This is a genomic window from Candidatus Rickettsia kotlanii (assembly GCA_030295365.1).
GTDB lineage: Bacteria > Pseudomonadota > Alphaproteobacteria > Rickettsiales > Rickettsiaceae > Rickettsia > Rickettsia kotlanii.
In genome coordinates this window covers 506,858-524,036 of the sequence record AP027062.1, presented here as the reverse complement: position 1 = coordinate 524,036, position 17,179 = coordinate 506,858, and the positions used below count along the sequence as shown (strand labels likewise).

The window sequence follows — 17,179 nt, the reverse complement described above, 5'->3', positions numbered from 1 at the left end:
ATCATTTACCTCCACCCGAACCGCTTGCTAAATCAGCTAATCCTTCGCCTGTGCTACTTTCTGAATCCCCACCTTGCTGCTCTCCCTCTTTACGCTTACCTCCAACATCCGACTTATCTCCTACCAGCGGCTTACCTTGCGAAGCCATAGCAGCATCCTTAAGAAAAGCTGCTCCTTTCTTTACTAAATTAACGATTTTAGTTGGACTTACCGTTACTGCATTCATATTAGGACCATTAGTTAAATCAGAAGCAAATCGCCCTATAGATTTAGAGAAGTAATAAAAAATAACTGAAAATACTAATACACATAAAAGTTCCGCTAAAATAGATACAACATCTCTAACAATTGATTTTACTGGAAAAAGTATCAATAAATGCTCTTCCCAACCTACACCTGCATAATATGCTAACATTTTATATCCAAAACTTTCCTGACATTGATCTGCCCCGCTAACAGGAAGCCTTAACTCAAAAGTACTAAATCTAATATCCCCTTTTTCATAATCATATCTAAGGAATTCACAATTTTTAAATATTGCGGAATCATACATAGTTATTAATAAAGCTATAAAACCTGCTATTACTGCCGGCTGCAATGCACATGAAATACATATTTTTAGCCACCCGTCAAAATAAGCTTTTGTACGAGTAAATAGAGCCATAGGAATGAATATAGGAGAAATATATGTCATAACGTAAATGGTAATCATGCAAACTAAATAATGCGTAATAAAATATAAAAGTATAGATAAAAATATTACAGAAAATACTAAACCTGCTGCAAATATAATAACGTTTCCGGCCATAAAGAATCCAAACATAACGGTAAAAAATCTAAGTGCTCCCGCTTTACTTAAGTCCTTCGGTCTGTTATTTTTGCCGTTAGGATCAAAATTAGGTATAGGTATATTATTACCACGGGGGCCATTACCGACCACATTCCCTAACACTCCATTCTTATCTATATTATAAAGTAAATCCAAGCCAAGATAATAACCTATACGGCAATCAATTGCATCCCATAAACCGTAAAATTTATAACCGTCCTTATACTTTGAATTATCAAATTGACATAATCCTCTAGAACCTACTGCATTAAAGATCATCTGTGCAAAATCCGGTGCTGCTCCTGTCAAAAGAGGTAATCCATATTTTAACATACCGTTTTCTTTTGTCGGCTGACCGCTGCTAAAATCTAAAGGTCCAAGACCGATAGAAAAATAAGCAACAAATAAGAATTTTATTACAAAAAGAGCTATTTTTTCAGTACTTGCATATTCTCTATTTAGAGCCATATTAAGGGCAAAAAACATAGTATAAAGAATTAATGCTGCACCTATAATTCTCTTTAAATAACCTTGAAACGTAGAAAAAGCAGTAAGATTAGTTATTCTAGAATTTTGATCTTGAGCACTACAACTCTTTCCAGCAAAAAATATTTTATTAAGTGTTTCGCTCAAACACTGAACTGCAAGACCGGAAAAATTAATTAACGATTGGCTATAATTTTTTCCCGTATAGCAACTTTTTCCTATATTACAATTCTCATCCTCAGGAGGAGGTAGAGTCGGTGTAGCACTCAAAGATTTACATGCTACCGGCATCGGCCCCCTTGACGTAGGCATAACTAAACATAGATCATTATCCCATTTTTTAACCGTTAAAACGATATTCTTTAATACAGAATTTGCCCCAAGATCAGGATTATTATCGGTACTTAAATCACTAATCTTTTTAGAGTTACCTTCATTTAAAGTATACATGGTGCAAGGACTACTACTACCTTCTACATTTTTAAAACAAAACGTTATACTAGACGCAATTGAGTTACAATTACCTCTCGGATCTTTCATATCAATATTACGAATTATATAGCCATATGCCGTGTCCATTTCTAAATACCCATCTGAAGTAGTCGGTAAACTAGAACATGATTCTCCAAAGCCGGCAAAGCTAGCTAAGCTTACAGATGCTATACAAACTATAATAAATATCTTTAAGGTTTTAAGAGTTTTCATTAGAACTATTATCTTTTTTTTCTGTTACTACGCCGCTTTTTACTAACTCATCCCATACCTTTTCAGCATTTGCACGTCGTTCTGATATTTCTCCTCCTTCTTGTTCTCTTACTCTTCCTCCTCCGCTTGCTACTAGTTCATTCCATGCTTTTTCTACTTTTACACGTTTATCTCGAATCTCTGCATTTTCCCGTATCTGTTTTACACCTGTCGGATTATCATATTCCTTTAAGTTAAAACTATAATCAATTACTCCTATACCTTTACTTGTGCTGCCAACTTTTTCTTGTGGACCTGCATTATCAACTTTTTCCTGTGAAGGCGGAGTATTATCAATCTCTTTTTTACTTTCTTGATTATTATCTCTTATGATTTTTCCAACACTTTCAGCTTCAATATTACTTTGTGGTGCAGGTGTAGAAATAGAAGTTCTAATACTAGCAGGCGGTGGTGAAACAGTTTCTGTAGGAGCAGGAGGAGTAATAATATCTGATTTTACTTCACTACTTACAGTTTTTGGTCTAGAAGTTGCTACAGAAGACGAAGCTGTCGGCATTGTTACCGCAGGTGCCGACGTACCTCCGCCTACAGCAATATTATCATTTGGTAGTCCGCCTTTCCCTACCTCTAAATCACCTACTCCTCCACCTTGACCAGCTTTTAAATCACCTACTCCTCCTCTAGTTGCTATCTGATCACCCCCCTTAACTGCAGCACCCGCAGTAGCAGATACTGCAGCCATAGCTGCCTTAAATATTGCTTGCGGTTTTATAGCAACATTATTAAGAGCTACTCCTTCCGTCATATCTGCAGCAAATGCCGCTAGCTGACTACTAAAATTATACATCAAATACAATGTAAAACATGCCGTAACTAACGCAAGCAAAATATTTTTAATTTTCTCAAAAAGTACTTTTGGAGACATGAAAAACATTCCGGGTTCCAAAACTACTCCCGATAAAAACTGGAATTTAGCAAGAAATTTATCGGTAGGGGTATTACCCGGTTTACTATCGACAATTTCACTTACACTATCTTTTGCAAAGTTAAATGCTGTGGTAATAGGGTTATTTAACATATAACCTAAACTATTTTGACAGCTTTCTACGGCATCTTTATCAGGATATTGTGACGTATCATCCCAATCATTATTAATGTAAAATATTAAAACATCCCTCTTAGAAGTAATGCCACCTTGAATTTTGTCCTCTATACTATTGTGAATTAACTTGCTCTTATATTGACATTTACCGTAGAAACCATAATCATATACCGAAAACATCGTGATCATAAAAGTAACTACTACCATAGGTTGTAGCAAGAACGAGATCATTAGTTTAACCCAGCTATCAAAATAATTTCTTGTATATGCGAATAAAAACATAGGTACAAAAAGAGGAGCCAAAATACCGAGTATTACTATAGATATCATACACATAATCGTTGCATTAACCATAAAGGCAGCAACCGAAATCACAAGTAATGGATAAGAAAGAGCAAGTGACACCAACATCATATTACCGGAGATTATCGCCGGAATTAGCAAATAAATATATGGTGGAGCACTAAAACTAAAGAAATCAAAATTTAAAAAATCATGACTGCGATAAGCATTTTCGACAAGTAACGTAGATAATATATCAAGCCCTAAATAATGAGCTACCCTACAATCTAATGCATCCCATAATGCAATATAAGAAACGGTACCATCATAAGAAAGATTGTTAAATTTACATAAGCCGGACGGAGCAGCATTCATAACCCAACTTGCTAAACTGTTTATACCGTCAAGTAAGAAAGGAAACGCCCACTGAATCATACCGTCTAACCGGTCATACGGAGAACCATTACCAGGGGTTATATTAATTCCTATTGAAAAATAAGTTACGAATATTATTTTCAATATAAAATTTATATACTCACTTTTTGGCGGCACTTCACCTGCAAGTAATAGTTTAAAGCCAAAAAACATAACATATAAAGTTAGAAAAGCCGTAACTATTTTATACATTCCTACTTGAAACTGAAAGAATGCACTCTCTTGCCTTGAAGCCAAATTAACCACTTGGCTTACATTATCAAAACTACAAACATCTTTACTAATTAGTAATCTAGCAATCATTTGCCTCATACATTCTATAAGAGGAGAAGTCATGACTACTGCAGTTTTTGAAGCATTATAAGCTTTTTGATAACACCCATCACCCGCTGCACTACAGGAAACTAAAGCTAAAGGATCGGTAGGAGTTTTAGTTGGATCCTTAATAAAATCCTTATCTGCTACATCCATAAAGTTATTATACATGGATTTTGGAAACGGCTCTTTCATATATTTACAGCCGACGGGGACGTCTCCTGTAAATCCTTTTGTCGATACGCATATTCTATCTTTATCTTGAATAACTTTCCAATATATTACAGGAAAGCCTACATCAAATGCAAAACCGTCATCACCGGGCTTACCACTATATGGAACATGATATTCCTTTTTTTTATTTACCCACGCTTGTTTTATATCACCCCAAGGATCGCTCCCTGTTAAGACTGCTTTAGCAATAGCAAGTGCCGATTCTGCAACAGATTTTGCCCGAGATACAATTAATTTAGCATTATTACATAAAGCAAAGCGTAATTCTGGATTTTTAGGATCAATTCTGTTTTCACGAGTACATTGACCTCCAGGAAAATTCCCAAAATTACTATCGTTAAATAAATCACTGTCGTTTATTTTAAGCTTTAAAAACGTATTCATGTATAAAACGGGAGAGACAAGATTCATTACTGCAAAAGTAAAGAACGGAGCAACAATACATGTATGAGAAAATTCAGCACGCAGCAAATCGCCTACACCTTGGGTTTCACAAGTTAAACCACTCAAAACATCTACAATGCTATCAAGAGTATCTTTAGCATGTGTTTTAGTAACTAGCCCTAAATTTAGGGCAAAGCTTAGTACTAATGTTATAAGTATACTACGAGGAAATAACTTCATAACTAGTTACTTGCCTCGCATTGTAAAAATGTCATCCCGTGGCTTGTCCACGGGATCTCAGAATACAGTCTGTGAGACAAGATCCCGCGGTCAAGCCGTGGGATGATAGACAGGCATTTATAATGTTTTAACTGCTTCATAAAATACAGGTAACCATTTATCCGGATCATTGCCGTGTTTCTCTCTAATTTGATCGAGCAATATTACAGTCTCAACTCTACCGGATAAAACACTAATTATGTTATCCATACCATCTAAGCTAACTTTTGCAACTACGGCATCTATTCCTTGTTTTATTAAAAAATAACGTGTAGTAGGATCAGTGGTTTTAATTAACATATATTCTCGCTGACTTAACATAAATGCACTACGATAAATATCCGTAGCTTTCAAATTAGGTAAAAAAATCTGTGTAGCTGTTTGTTGAATCAACGTATCACTAATTCTACTTTTTGCGGCATCTTCAACACTCTGCGTAGCAAATATAACAAAAGTATTTAATTTTCTCAACACTTTTAACCAATCTTTGATCTTAGGTGCAAATACCGGATTATCGATTAAAGCCCATGCTTCATCAAGTACTATCATAGTTTTCTGCCCATCTAAAGAGATATTAATACGATGGAAAATATATAGTAATACTGGTGCAAGGCTTACAGGATCTTTAAGTAATTCAGTCATATCAAAACCGAATACTCTTGCTTTTTGTAAATCAATATCATCTATTTCATTGTCAAATATCTTAGCGTGTGAACCTTTACCGACCCACATTGCAATCCTACTTGCCAAACTATTTGGTGTATCAATACCAAGAAATGCTATAACATTACTAAGCCTTCTGTCTCGTTTTTCTAATCTAAAATTACCGCTTACCGCTTGAGACAAGATTTTATTATCTTGTGCAGTTAAACTTTCACCGTTAGAAGTTACAAGCACACGAAGCCACTCTAAAATAAACGTTCTATTCTCACTAGTATCTTCAAGCTGTAAAGGATTAAAGTTGCATTTTAAACCCGGATCAATTACTGTATAAACTCCGTTTAAAGCACGTATAAATATTTCTGCTCCTCGATCTTTATCAAAAAAGAACATACGAGGTTTGAATTTTTGTGCTTCAGCACATAAGAAATTCATAAGAACTGTTTTACCGGCACCAGTTGGACCGATAATGAGAGTATGTCCAACATCCCTTACATGGAAATTAAAATAAAACGGTGTACCTGAAGTAGTATCAAGTACTGTGACATATTCTCCCCAATGGTTATCTCTAATTTTACCGAGCGGATAATTATGTTGTGAGGCAAAGCTAGCCATATTAAGAGTATTTATAGTGGATTTACGCACTATATAATCCATATTTCCCGGCAACTGTCCCCAATAGCTAGGTTCCATGTTAACTTTTTCTCTAACCGGCTGAATTCCTGAATTAGAAAGCTCAACTGTTGCCATTGACAATATATCTTCCAAAGCTTTAATATTATTTGCGGAACATAAAAGCGATAAATGATGCTCACCGAAAGCAATCTCACCGCTAGTGGCCATATCAAGGGCCGTATTAATTTCAACAATTTGTGAAGTAGCTTTATCACCGGATTGTATCATTCTATTTTGCTGTAATTGCATTTTACCGATCGCTATTGTTCTATTAACAAAGACAAAGCTTTGCGTCATAACAAATTCAAAAGGCATTTGCAGAAATCCGTCAAAAATTCCTGCCGAAGTATTAGGACCGTATTCAAGTATACTGATCATTCCAGCATATTTCTTGCCAAGCGGACTTCTTGCTTCAATAGTACGAGAATCAAAAAATAAGCGATGAGTCGGTAAATATTCGTCAATAGTACCGCGCGGTAATGCTACAGGGCCTGGTGAATCGCCGCAATTGATTAAAGATGAAAGGAATTCTAAAATTTCACAATAAATACCCGACTGCGTTTGACGAACTCCAAGTAATCTTGCTCCGTAACTTCTGAATGTATTAATCACTCTAGTTGACATTTCTTGAAGATTTTCTTTCATCTCTTTCATGTCGTTTTCCCAAGCGGTTTTATTAGATTTCTGTCTAAGCTTCTTTAGAAAATACTCAACTATAGCAGCACCGCCAGTATCAGGCTTATACAAAATACTAACATATAACTCGTTAAAAAACGACCTAGCCCCAGCATGTTTCTTACGCCATTCTGTACCTAAATAAGCAATAAAATCATTAGGGACTTTTACAGTAGGATCATAAGTAAATTCCGTATCGTCAAATATTACTGCTTTACGTCTTCTAATAGTATGGAAATACATAATGATATTGCCCGAAGCCATATTTTTAAGTAAGGCATTTCTGATATTCTTTTTCATGTCTAGATCTTCATCATCAGCAGTTTCAAAAGAAAATCCATTTATTTTAATAACTTGTAATAAAGAATTATCTTTTGTTAAAATAGTATTACTATCCCAATGACATTTATAAGGAATAAAATGCGAAGCGGGTTTTTCTTGTTTAGACCTTAATTCTTTAGCTACTCTAGTTCTAAATAACTTCATTACCTCACCTGATTTAACTATTTTGATTTATTTGTCAGTTATACCTCTTTTTTTTATGTCATTCCCACGTAGGCGGGGATCCAGATTTTTTGTTTTCATCCTGTGGCTACAACCACGGAATCTTGTATCATAGACTGTATCCTAAGATAATACCGCGATCAAGGTGCGATATGACATTAAATGTTAATGGATTCCCGCCTACGCGGGAATGACATAAAACTCAAATACTATACGAATTTGCTCCATAGTAAAATTTATTAGGACATTGGCTAGTTCTTGACATTTTATTTAAATATAGCTCTATGAATCTTGGTTCTTTAAAACATATAATATAAGCTACCAAATGCAAAGCAGCTGCAATAAATAAAATCATAATACCGTTATTCCAAATAAATACTATCATCGTCATTATCATATTTAATGCAGCAAACTTAATACTTACTCCAAATATCATCGGCGGTCTAGTTAACCCTACAAATAAAAGATCGGATGCTAATGCTCCTACCATAAAAAACCTCTATTAATTTATATTAATATCAAACATAGTTGACAATATTGAATTCGGTGCTTCACTATTCACAAAATGTACGTAACCGTTATTATTTTCAAGGGCATTAACTGCTATCTTAATTAATGCTTCTTCGATAAAATTATTACTATCATCTAACATTGATTTCAACAAGTTAATATCTCGTATTTTTATATTATATGGAAACGTCTCGGATACCTGTAATATCTCATATGGCAATATTAAATGTTCTGCACTTAATGCAGAAGCAATTGTTGCTACCGTTAAGTTAACATTTAATAAATGCGTTTTCTCCTGATCGTCGCTCGCAAACGGTACTATCACAGGTATAATATTACTATCTGCAAAATTTAATAAAATTTCTGGATTAATCATAATAGGCTCGCTTAAAAAACCAATATTTATAACATCATGATTTACAATTTTTCGGTAAGATAGTTTTGATTTTTTTGCTTGCAGTAAATTAGCATCCTTACCTGAAATACCAACTGCATAACAACCTATACTACTTAACTTTGTTACTATAAGCTTGTTAACGTAACTGGATAAAATTTCCATAATAATAGGATTATTTAGAGAACTATAGTCGCTTATTTTACTAATTTTTTGACTAAAATTTTCATCTATTTGTGATATTAAAGACGAACTTCGTAAATCAATATGATCATGTACTATATATATTTTAGCACCACACATCTCAAGCAATCTAACAGATTCAATAAAAGCCGTAAATAATTTATCGTCAATAATAATAGTAGCAGGTAATTTTAGAACTATTGCTTGATTCTTTAACTCACGACTACACTTTATTATATTCTTAATTATAGCAATGTTATTTAATGAAGAAATACTATCTACCTCTTTATTTTTGAGGCTTGATGCATTTTGCCAAACTAGCTTTAAGTTCTCTTGCACCTTCTTTGCTCCTACTACTTACATACATAACATTACATGAGTAGTTTAAAGTTGCAAGAAAATTCTGTGCTTCATCATTAAGGTTTTTATGATCCGTAACTTTATCGGACTTTGTGAAAATAATTTGAAATTCTCTTTTACTTGCAAGTAATAGATCAGCTACTTTCGTATCATTTTTTTTTATACCCCTTCTTGAATCAATCAGTAAGTTAACTAACCTTAAATTATTACTATTTCGTAAATAATAACTAATTAACACTCCCCACTGCTCTTTGACTGATATAGGAACATTAGCAAAACCATAACCGGGAAGGTCAACTATAATAAGTTTATCTGCAAGGTTAAAGAAATTGATTTGCTTAGTACGCCCTGGAGTATTAGAAACTTTAGCAAGATTTTTATTATTACATATCGTGTTTATTAGGCTTGATTTGCCAACATTTGACTTACCGACAAAAGCAATTTCCGGTAATGAAAACTTGGGGATTTGATTTATATTCATAGCACCAGCTACAAATTTAGCTTGATGACAAAAAAGCTTACTGCCATCAGTTGATTTTGTAGGCACTATTTTCTGAGTAGTCATAATTTGCTTTCGTATTGGATGTAATTAAGCATTGCCTGCGTGAATACCTTCTCGCAATGACAGGGAACCAAACCATGCAACAACACTGAGTTAGGAATGGCATCAACAGACTTCAATAATGCTATAAGTGAACTAGCATGACATTAAAACATGGTAGCGGGGGCTGGATTTGAACCAACGATCTTCAGGTTATGAGCCTGACGAGCTACCGAGCTGCTCTACCCCGCAATAATTGAGAATTGACGATTTATCTGTGTTATATTTTGACTTAGTCCAAGACTACATGAATACTGTTAGTGTCATTCTTGCGTAAATACCGAGTAGTCGTAGACTACACGGCAACCCAGAAAAATAATAAAAAATTCTATAAATCAGAACTGTTTACTGGATTGCTTCGTCAATTGCTATGCAATTTCCTCACAATGACGATTTGTTACCCACAAACAAAGCTTAACTAGCTTCTTTCTTACTACCGAAGGAAAGACCTGAGAATCTTTTATTAAAATCACTAACACTTTTGTTCGATTGATTTACTACATTTCCGGAATCTTTATTCCATGCCGGATGCTTTCTAAAATCAACATCCATTAAAATTTCACCTGTAGGATGAGTAGACATTGTTTCAAAAACATCGCTTCCTACTTTAATCAAAAACTTTTTATACTCTGGATGTATACTACTTCTCATAATGCTTTTGCCGTTTTAGTCTGAATTATTTTTTTCTTAATAGCTCTAGCGTTACTTGATAAAACATTATCATCAGCTTTTAGAATATATGCATCAAAACCCCCAGCTTTTTCCACTGAACTAATACACCTAGCATTAACCGATAATCTATATTTCCCGGCTGCTATATCACTTGTAAACTTAACTGATCTTAGATTAGGTTCAAAACGTCTTCTAGTTTTACGCTGAGAATGTGATACATTGTTGCCGTATAAAACACCCACACCTGTGAGTTCACACTTACGAGACATAAGCTAAATACCTTAAAACTTAAAAATATACTTCAAGTAAATGAAGAGTCACATACGAAAATCAACTTCAAAAAGCGCTAAGAGTTCACAAGCCGAGGAGCGGAGCATATACTTAATACGTGAGCACCGCAGATCTTGCAGAACGACGTAGCCAATTTTTGAAGTTCACCAGAGTATATGCAAAAAAATATAAAGTAATACTCCCCTAGTGTCAAGAGATAATTATTTTGTAGCTTAATTATTTTGTAGCTAAGTATTAGCTAACGCTTGATTTTTATTAAATAACAGAGTTTTAAAAATATAAATTAATTAAACTATTATAAATCTAATTAATGAGAAGCCAGCTCAAGGTAATATCACTGGACTAATTAAAACATTAGGAGAGTTGCCTTCAGGTTTTTCTGAATATATTAGTGTAATCTTACTCCAAAACCATTAAGTACAAAGGAGCAAATTGATCATAATCAAGCAGCTTTTTGTATGATGAAGGATTAAAATTATATAGCAAAGGCAATCACCTGGTTGCTCTTAAATAACTACAACAAGCTGAACAAATTGCTATAGGTCAAACTGAAAGTAATTTTCTTTTCTATATTAATACTATGATAGGACGTAGCTATCAATAGTTGGGACTTTTTGATAATGCTATTCAATAATTTCAAGATAGCATAGAGAATTCTTTTGAAGCAAAGCAATATTATAAATACAAAGAATTATTCACTGCACATCAACAACAAGGAACATTAGATAAATTTATTAAAAAGCAAGAAGCAATTTTAATAAAAAGTCAAGCTAATAATGACCAAGCTAAAGAATTAATGACAAGATTAGCTTTAGGAACTGCTTATAAAACTCAAAACCGTAAAGAAAATTCAATAGCGCGCATATGCTTACTCGTTACAGCAAGGTATAGTTGATTATGAGGCTGGGACAGCATAAAGTTGGTTTTTCTGATAAAGAAAAGATAGGCACTGATAACATTCAACAATGCGTTGCTGTAATTTTACATGATCCATTAACTAAAAAACCACATTAGCCCATGTTGACAGATTTACTGATGCTAGTTTTTTACACATGATGTAATAAGCAACTTTCCTTCTAATGAAATTAGAAGCTTATTTAGTAGGAGGGCATGATAGATCTGCAGTATCAATTGCGGTATCAGATGGTAATATTCGTAAAGTAACACAAGAATTAAATAACCACTCTAACGTAAATATAAAATCTACAGATATAGAAGACAAGGGAGCCCCATCAGAAATTATATTTGATCCAATAACAGGTAACTGTTCCGGGTAGAGAGGATAAAACAACTGCTGCTAGACAAATACATTTAAGTATAGGAAGTAATACTCCTGCACTTTATAAAGCTTTTGATTTAACTAAAAATATACCTAATCGCTCTTTAAATGCAATCCAACAAAAACATATTATTCAGCAATATTTATTAGGATCTAATCAAATATCAAGACCACTTACTAAAGTAGCAGATGGAATTTAAAAAACTAATCCAAAATTAGTCAAAAATGTAGTAACTAAAAATATTAGTAATTGGGTTCACGAATTGAATCTAAATGATCAAGAACAAACAAAAATTGTAAATAATTTAATAGCTAAAACTGATTATTTATTATCTAACAATTTAAATCCGTTGGAAAGTATACGTTCAGAAATTAATAAAACATTAACTCATTCTACCTATCAACAAGATAGTAATATTAAAAAATCCTGGATGCAAAAAAGTGTACAAAAAATAAAAGATGTGTTCATAAATATTTTTAGTAGTAAAAAACAAAAAATGAACCAAAATTAAACTTAATAAGTAATAAGATATTAAAAAAATATAAGTACTAAGACAAAAACAGCTGCACCTAGCTATACTCTTCCCAATAAAAATATTGCTCTTTACACAAAAATAATCAACAAAGTAAATAAACATATGCAAATTGAAATTAACTCACAAGAATATAAAATTTTTGATATAAATGATGATTTAGTAATTTATACTAAAGATTTAAATGAAGAGATCGCCTGTAGTTTCTTTTCCGTAAAATTAAATAAAATAGCATTAGCTAGCAATATTAATTCACAACAGTTAGAGTAATTAATTACTGACTTTAATCAGAATGAATTGATAGAACAAGATTTAATAAAAGTACGAATAATTGGAGGTAATGATTTGCCTGAATCATCTAAATACTTGGAAGATATTCGTACTACTTTAAATGGTATTGATAATAATATATAGGTTTTAAATGCATGTAAAAATATACATCCCAATTCTTTTGAATTAGATGGCTATCACAGGGAAGTTAGAGCTTTAGATTAATTGTAGAATATTAAATTGATACTATTAGAAGAGAAAATAGCTGAGATGTTAGGCAATCACTAATAGCAATATTTATGGTCCATTTAGTAAAGAAATAAAGATAGGTACAATGTATTTATACGTGAAATAGGCACAAGACAAACCTAACATAGTACCGATAACGATTATACGGAATTTTGCAGGACTAAAAATTAAAATAACTATTCCAAGAATAATTACTATTTTTATTATATCATCTGTCGTATAAGAGCTAGAATTTATAGCATAAACATTTAGATTTATACCTAGAAATATTATTATACATAATAAGTTCTTAAACATTTTATACCTCTTCTATAGGCCCAGTAGTTAATCCATTTATAAATTGTTTTAAATAAGGATTATCACTATTATGCATTTCATCTTTACTACCGTACCATTTAATTTTTCCTTGATAAATCATAGCTACTTCTTTAGCTATTTTTGTGGCACTAATCATATCATGAGTTATAGTAATCGTAGTTGCCCCTAACTCTTCTTGGATTTTTATAATTAATTCGTTGATAACATTTGCCATGATAGGATCAAGCCCTGTGGTCGGTTCATCAAGAAATAAAATCGACGGTGTACTACAAATAGCCCTAGCAAGGGCTACTCTTTTTTGCATTCCTCCTGATAATTCAGCAGGGTAAAGCTCGAGTATTCTAGGGGATAAACCAACGGAATTAAGCTTTGCACTGGCAAGGTCGTTTTTTTCTTTCTTAGATAATTTTTTATTCTTGAAAGTAATATTATCACGTATATTTAAGGAGTCAAATAATGCTCCGCCTTGGAATAAAAAACCTATACCGTCCATAATCTCAAATTTTTGTTTACTTGAGATATCTTGGATTTCTACATTATCAATAAAAATTTTACCTTTATCAGGTTTAATCAATCCTACTATATTTTTAATTAGAACAGATTTGCCGCTACCGGAAGCACCTAAAATAACTAATGAACTGCCCTTTTTTACATCCAAATCTATTCCATCTAATACCTTATGATTAGCAAACGATTTATATAATGACCGAATTTTAATTTTAAATTCTTCTACACTCATGCATACTCCAAATAAACAACAAAACCAATTTTTCAAATTAAACGAGTATACCTACACTTTAAAAAATAATTCGGTTATTAAATAATTACTGATTAAGATAAGGATAGAAGAATTCACTACTGCCGAGGTAGTTGCTCTTCCAACTCCCTTAGCCCCTTTATCTGAATAATAGCCGCTATAGCAACTTATTATAGAAATAATAAACCCAAAAACTCCCGCTTTAACTAGACCGGAAATTACGTCAATCGGTTCTAAATACTGAAAAGTACTGGTTAAATAAGCTGCACTATTAAAATCAAGTTTATATACCCCTACCAAATAACCACCCATAACACCAATTATATCCCCGATTAAAACAAGACAAGGCATTGCAATAATAGATGTTATTACTCTTGGAAAAACTAAATATTTAATAGGATCGGTAGATAAAGTATATAAAGCATCTACCTGCTCCGTTACTCTCATTGTGGCTATTTCGGCGGCGATTGATGCCCCAGCTCTTCCCGCTACCATTAGTCCGGCTAAGACAGGTCCAAGCTCTCTAGTCAACGACAATACTACTACCGTTGCAATAGAGCTTTCAGCTGAGAAACGGGAAAAACCGATATAGCTCTGTAATGCAAGTACCGCCCCTGAGCAAAAAGTCGTCATCGCAACAACTGGAAGCGAGTGAAACCCGATAAATAATAATTGTCTGATGATTAAACTCAAATATAAAGGCGGTCTTATGATACTGCTAACGGCAGCAAAGCTAAATAGAGAAAAACTACCTACACTTTGTGCAAACTTTATAGTACGTTTACCGACTGAATTAGCTATATTGAATAACATTTTTTCTATTTAATTTAAGTACGCTATGTCATTTCTGCGAAAGCAGGAATCCAGTAACCTCTAATGTCATCCCGCAACTTGATTGCGGGATACCGTGGTCAAGCCATGGTATGACACAGATATCTACCCGATATATTTTCTTTTATATCTACTACCAAGGTTAGTTAATACCTCATACCCGATAGTACCTATAATACTCGCTATTTTATCGGGCGTGCAATAATTTCCGATAATTTCCGCTTCCTGCCCTAGAAAAATCTCGGGCGGTGGTAGATCGGTAACATCGATATTTATTAAATCCATCGATACTTGCCCTACTATAGGAACGCTGCGACTGTTAATAAATACTTCGCCTTGATTGCTAAAATTACGACTAAACCCATCAGCATAACCAAGCGGTAACGTTGCAATAACACTATCACGCTTAGTTGTAAAAGTCATATTATAACCGATATGGCTATCTAGTGTCAAATTCTGTAAGTGAATTATAGGAGCTTTTAAGGTTACGGGATTCTTTGTTAAGGGATTAAGACCGTATAAGGCTGCCCCCGGTCTTGCTAAATCAAAATGGTAATCCTGTCCTAAAAATATGCCGCCGGAATTAGCAAGGCTTGCTTTGACGTTTGGGAAATATTGTAAATAAGCTTTAAATCTGTTTAATTGTTCTAGATTATAAGGATTATCTATTTCCTCGGATATAGCTAGATGGCTTATAATATATTGTAAATCTAGCCCTTGTAACAAATCACGATCATTAATTAGCTGCTCTATCTCATCAGAGCTTAAGCCAAGACGATTAATCCCCGTATTGAAATGTAAATAACAAGGCAATAATCGGTTTTTCAAATTACTAAATTTTTGCCAAATTTCTATTTGTTTTAAGTTATTTAGGACAGGTGTTAAATTATATTCTATCAGCTCTAAAGCATCATGTTCAAAAACGCCATTAAGAACTAAAATATTAACATCTAATCCTAAAGCGTTGCGTAAATTTAATCCTTCTTCACTTGAGGCCACAAAAAAATGCCTACAATTTTCTTCTATTAAAGCTTTAGAAATTTGTACTGCTCCAAGACCGTAACCATTAGCTTTAACGGCAGCACCGACTAATGAGGTTTTACAAATATCTTTTAATAAAAGGTAATTATTTTTTATTGTAGATAGATTTATTTCTACAGTACACAAGTTCATAGTATATTTATTAACTCTTTTACGAGGACAAACAATACGGGTATTATATGAAATTTTGTAAATAAGTCACTTGTTTCTATAGTATCCGTGATAAAAATATTGTCTAATAGACTTCTTGCATAACTTGCTGCTAAAGGTAATTTGTACGTCAATCCAGTACTCGCATCCTCACGTACTAAAGTGTACGCTGTGGTGCTGCATTCCGTGTTTCCTGCAAATTCCTCTTTATTAGCTTTGTTCTCCAAGAGGTCTATTATCGAATTTTTAGAACCGGCAGAAAGCACTGCATGAGTTATAAAAGCACTAACCGATAAAACCGAATGTTCTTTTAAAAATCTTACTGTTTTTACGATTGTTTCTCCACTATCTATAATATCATCAATTAATATGCAATTTTTGCCCTTTACACTAACTATTATTGAGATCATCTCGCAATTATTATTTATATCCCTTTCTTTGTTTATATAAGCTAAATCATTTAGTAAATTACTAATTTTTTGAACTCGATTGATACTTCCTTTATCATGTGCAACTATAACGAAATTGCTATAAGTTCTTAAAAACGGGATGTATAAATTTATAGGTTTAAGATTAGAAACAGGAATATTAAAAAATTTCTCTATTTTATCGGAGTGTAAATCAATAGTAATTACATGGTTTACTCCGAGCTTCTCTAAAAAATCTGCTATTAACTTAGCAGGAATTATATTGTGAGAATTTATATTATCTTGCCTTGCATAACCAAAATAAGGCATTACTAAAATTATTCGATTTGCTCCCGCTTTTTTTGCTACATCTACTAGCAAAAACAACTCAATTAAACGATCATTAACGGGTTTTGATGTGGATTGTACTATGATTATATCTTCATTATGAAACGATTTTTGAATTTCTTATTTCGGAATCATTGAAATAGGTAATTTTCGGCTCAATATATTTAATATTTAATGCTATAGCTAAACGCGTTGCAAGTAACTTATTACTACTGCCTGCTAAGATTTTCATGTGAATGATTTATGTTATTTAACGCTATTAGCGAGCGGACTTTGTTGCGTGGATATCTAATCGTCATTGCGAGCAGTCGTAGACTGCGTGGCAATCTCATTAAATAACAATAAACTCCCGAGATTGCTTAGTCAATTGCTATGCAATTTCCTCGCAATGACGACTAGGTGGTGTCGACGCAACAATAC

At 33.2% G+C, this 17,179-nt stretch carries 15 protein-coding genes, 1 tRNA gene and 4 pseudogenes; 4 read left to right on the top strand and 16 right to left on the bottom strand.

What is annotated here, in order from left to right:
- Position 1: 1 nt before the first annotated feature.
- The 9 genes from QUD19_RS02950 to rpmB form a co-directional block, all read right to left on the bottom strand.
- Positions 2–2,020, bottom strand: a complete 2,019-nt coding sequence (locus tag QUD19_RS02950; protein WP_498808572.1) for a TrbL/VirB6 family protein — start codon at positions 2,018–2,020, stop codon at positions 2–4.
- Positions 2,007–5,012, bottom strand: coding sequence for a TrbL/VirB6 family protein (locus QUD19_RS02945; RefSeq protein ID WP_498808571.1), 3,006 nt, complete (start codon positions 5,010–5,012; stop codon positions 2,007–2,009). The genes QUD19_RS02950 and QUD19_RS02945 overlap by 14 nt, the downstream gene beginning before the upstream one ends.
- Before the next feature lie 117 nt (positions 5,013–5,129).
- Positions 5,130–7,547, bottom strand: a complete 2,418-nt coding sequence (locus tag QUD19_RS02940; RefSeq protein ID WP_498808570.1) for a VirB4 family type IV secretion/conjugal transfer ATPase — start codon at positions 7,545–7,547, stop codon at positions 5,130–5,132.
- 220 nt (positions 7,548–7,767) lie between these two features.
- The gene (locus QUD19_RS02935) at positions 7,768–8,055 is read right to left on the bottom strand and encodes a type IV secretion system protein VirB3 (RefSeq protein WP_498808569.1); all 288 of its coding nucleotides are present in this window, start codon (positions 8,053–8,055) and stop codon (positions 7,768–7,770) included.
- A 12-nt stretch (positions 8,056–8,067) separates the two neighbouring features.
- On the bottom strand, positions 8,068–8,991 hold the full coding sequence (locus QUD19_RS02930; RefSeq protein ID WP_498808568.1) for an amino acid kinase family protein: 924 nt from the start codon (positions 8,989–8,991) through the stop codon (positions 8,068–8,070).
- Positions 8,939–9,577, bottom strand: a complete 639-nt coding sequence (gene yihA / locus QUD19_RS02925; protein WP_498808567.1) for a ribosome biogenesis GTP-binding protein YihA/YsxC — start codon at positions 9,575–9,577, stop codon at positions 8,939–8,941. The genes QUD19_RS02930 and yihA overlap by 53 nt, the downstream gene beginning before the upstream one ends.
- Positions 9,578–9,728: 151 nt before the next feature.
- Positions 9,729–9,805, bottom strand: a tRNA-Met gene (locus QUD19_RS02920).
- Between the two features lie 222 nt (positions 9,806–10,027).
- Positions 10,028–10,264: a 50S ribosomal protein L31 gene (locus QUD19_RS02915; RefSeq protein WP_498808566.1), complete on the bottom strand. Its 237-nt coding sequence runs from the start codon at positions 10,262–10,264 to the stop codon at positions 10,028–10,030.
- On the bottom strand, positions 10,261–10,554 hold the full coding sequence (gene rpmB / locus QUD19_RS02910) for a 50S ribosomal protein L28 (protein ID WP_498808564.1): 294 nt from the start codon (positions 10,552–10,554) through the stop codon (positions 10,261–10,263). The genes QUD19_RS02915 and rpmB overlap by 4 nt, the downstream gene beginning before the upstream one ends.
- Positions 10,555–11,372: 818 nt before the next feature.
- On the opposite strand from rpmB, the pseudogene QUD19_RS02905 reads away from it, so the two are divergent.
- The 4 genes and pseudogenes from QUD19_RS02905 to QUD19_RS02890 all read left to right on the top strand — a co-directional run bounded on the left by QUD19_RS02905 (position 11,373) and on the right by QUD19_RS02890 (position 12,883).
- Positions 11,373–11,853 (top strand): annotated as a pseudogene (locus QUD19_RS02905) (hypothetical protein).
- A 265-nt stretch (positions 11,854–12,118) separates the two neighbouring features.
- Positions 12,119–12,367: a hypothetical protein gene (locus QUD19_RS02900; RefSeq protein ID WP_498808563.1), complete on the top strand. Its 249-nt coding sequence runs from the start codon at positions 12,119–12,121 to the stop codon at positions 12,365–12,367.
- 126 nt (positions 12,368–12,493) lie between these two features.
- The gene (locus tag QUD19_RS02895; RefSeq protein WP_498808562.1) at positions 12,494–12,658 is read left to right on the top strand and encodes a hypothetical protein; all 165 of its coding nucleotides are present in this window, start codon (positions 12,494–12,496) and stop codon (positions 12,656–12,658) included.
- A 27-nt stretch (positions 12,659–12,685) separates the two neighbouring features.
- Positions 12,686–12,883: pseudogene (locus QUD19_RS02890) on the top strand (hypothetical protein).
- Positions 12,884–12,955: 72 nt separating this feature from the next.
- Here QUD19_RS02890 and QUD19_RS02885 read toward each other — a convergent pair.
- The 7 genes and pseudogenes from QUD19_RS02885 to QUD19_RS02855 form a co-directional block, all read right to left on the bottom strand.
- On the bottom strand, positions 12,956–13,204 hold the full coding sequence (locus tag QUD19_RS02885; protein ID WP_004996738.1) for a DUF5510 family protein: 249 nt from the start codon (positions 13,202–13,204) through the stop codon (positions 12,956–12,958).
- A gap of 1 nt (position 13,205) precedes the next feature.
- Positions 13,206–13,964, bottom strand: a complete 759-nt coding sequence (locus QUD19_RS02880) for an ABC transporter ATP-binding protein (protein ID WP_498808561.1) — start codon at positions 13,962–13,964, stop codon at positions 13,206–13,208.
- Between the two features lie 51 nt (positions 13,965–14,015).
- Positions 14,016–14,795: an MlaE family ABC transporter permease gene (locus tag QUD19_RS02875; RefSeq protein ID WP_498808560.1), complete on the bottom strand. Its 780-nt coding sequence runs from the start codon at positions 14,793–14,795 to the stop codon at positions 14,016–14,018.
- A 123-nt stretch (positions 14,796–14,918) separates the two neighbouring features.
- Positions 14,919–15,986: an alanine racemase gene (locus QUD19_RS02870; protein ID WP_498808559.1), complete on the bottom strand. Its 1,068-nt coding sequence runs from the start codon at positions 15,984–15,986 to the stop codon at positions 14,919–14,921.
- Between the two features lie 80 nt (positions 15,987–16,066).
- A pseudogene (locus QUD19_RS02865) lies at positions 16,067–16,270 on the bottom strand (palindromic element RPE1 domain-containing protein); the annotation flags it as partial.
- A gap of 30 nt (positions 16,271–16,300) precedes the next feature.
- Positions 16,301–16,843 (bottom strand): annotated as a pseudogene (locus QUD19_RS02860) (ribose-phosphate diphosphokinase); the annotation flags it as partial.
- 13 nt (positions 16,844–16,856) lie between these two features.
- Positions 16,857–16,991 carry a hypothetical protein gene (locus QUD19_RS02855; protein ID WP_498808558.1) on the bottom strand — a complete coding sequence of 45 codons (135 nt, stop codon included), beginning with the start codon at positions 16,989–16,991 and terminating at the stop codon, positions 16,857–16,859.
- Positions 16,992–17,179 lie beyond the last annotated feature (188 nt).

Bases quoted from the DNA above. Each gene is read 5' to 3' on its own strand.
- QUD19_RS02945 (WP_498808571.1), bottom strand. From the start codon at position 5,012: ATGAAGTTATTTCCTCGTAGTATACTTATAACATTAGTACTAAGCTTT.
- QUD19_RS02935 (WP_498808569.1), bottom strand. From the start codon at position 8,055: ATGGTAGGAGCATTAGCATCCGATCTTTTATTTGTAGGGTTAACTAGA.
- QUD19_RS02915 (WP_498808566.1), bottom strand. From the start codon at position 10,264: ATGAGAAGTAGTATACATCCAGAGTATAAAAAGTTTTTGATTAAAGTA.
- QUD19_RS02895 (WP_498808562.1), top strand. From the start codon at position 12,494: ATGCAAATTGAAATTAACTCACAAGAATATAAAATTTTTGATATAAAT.
- QUD19_RS02885 (WP_004996738.1), bottom strand. From the start codon at position 13,204: ATGTTTAAGAACTTATTATGTATAATAATATTTCTAGGTATAAATCTA.
- rpmB (WP_498808564.1), bottom strand. From the start codon at position 10,554: ATGTCTCGTAAGTGTGAACTCACAGGTGTGGGTGTTTTATACGGCAAC.
- QUD19_RS02880 (WP_498808561.1), bottom strand. From the start codon at position 13,964: ATGAGTGTAGAAGAATTTAAAATTAAAATTCGGTCATTATATAAATCG.
- QUD19_RS02950 (WP_498808572.1), bottom strand. From the start codon at position 2,020: ATGAAAACTCTTAAAACCTTAAAGATATTTATTATAGTTTGTATAGCA.
- QUD19_RS02870 (WP_498808559.1), bottom strand. From the start codon at position 15,986: ATGAACTTGTGTACTGTAGAAATAAATCTATCTACAATAAAAAATAAT.
- yihA (WP_498808567.1), bottom strand. From the start codon at position 9,577: ATGACTACTCAGAAAATAGTGCCTACAAAATCAACTGATGGCAGTAAG.
- QUD19_RS02940 (WP_498808570.1), bottom strand. From the start codon at position 7,547: ATGAAGTTATTTAGAACTAGAGTAGCTAAAGAATTAAGGTCTAAACAA.
- QUD19_RS02875 (WP_498808560.1), bottom strand. From the start codon at position 14,795: ATGTTATTCAATATAGCTAATTCAGTCGGTAAACGTACTATAAAGTTT.
- QUD19_RS02855 (WP_498808558.1), bottom strand. From the start codon at position 16,991: ATGAAAATCTTAGCAGGCAGTAGTAATAAGTTACTTGCAACGCGTTTA.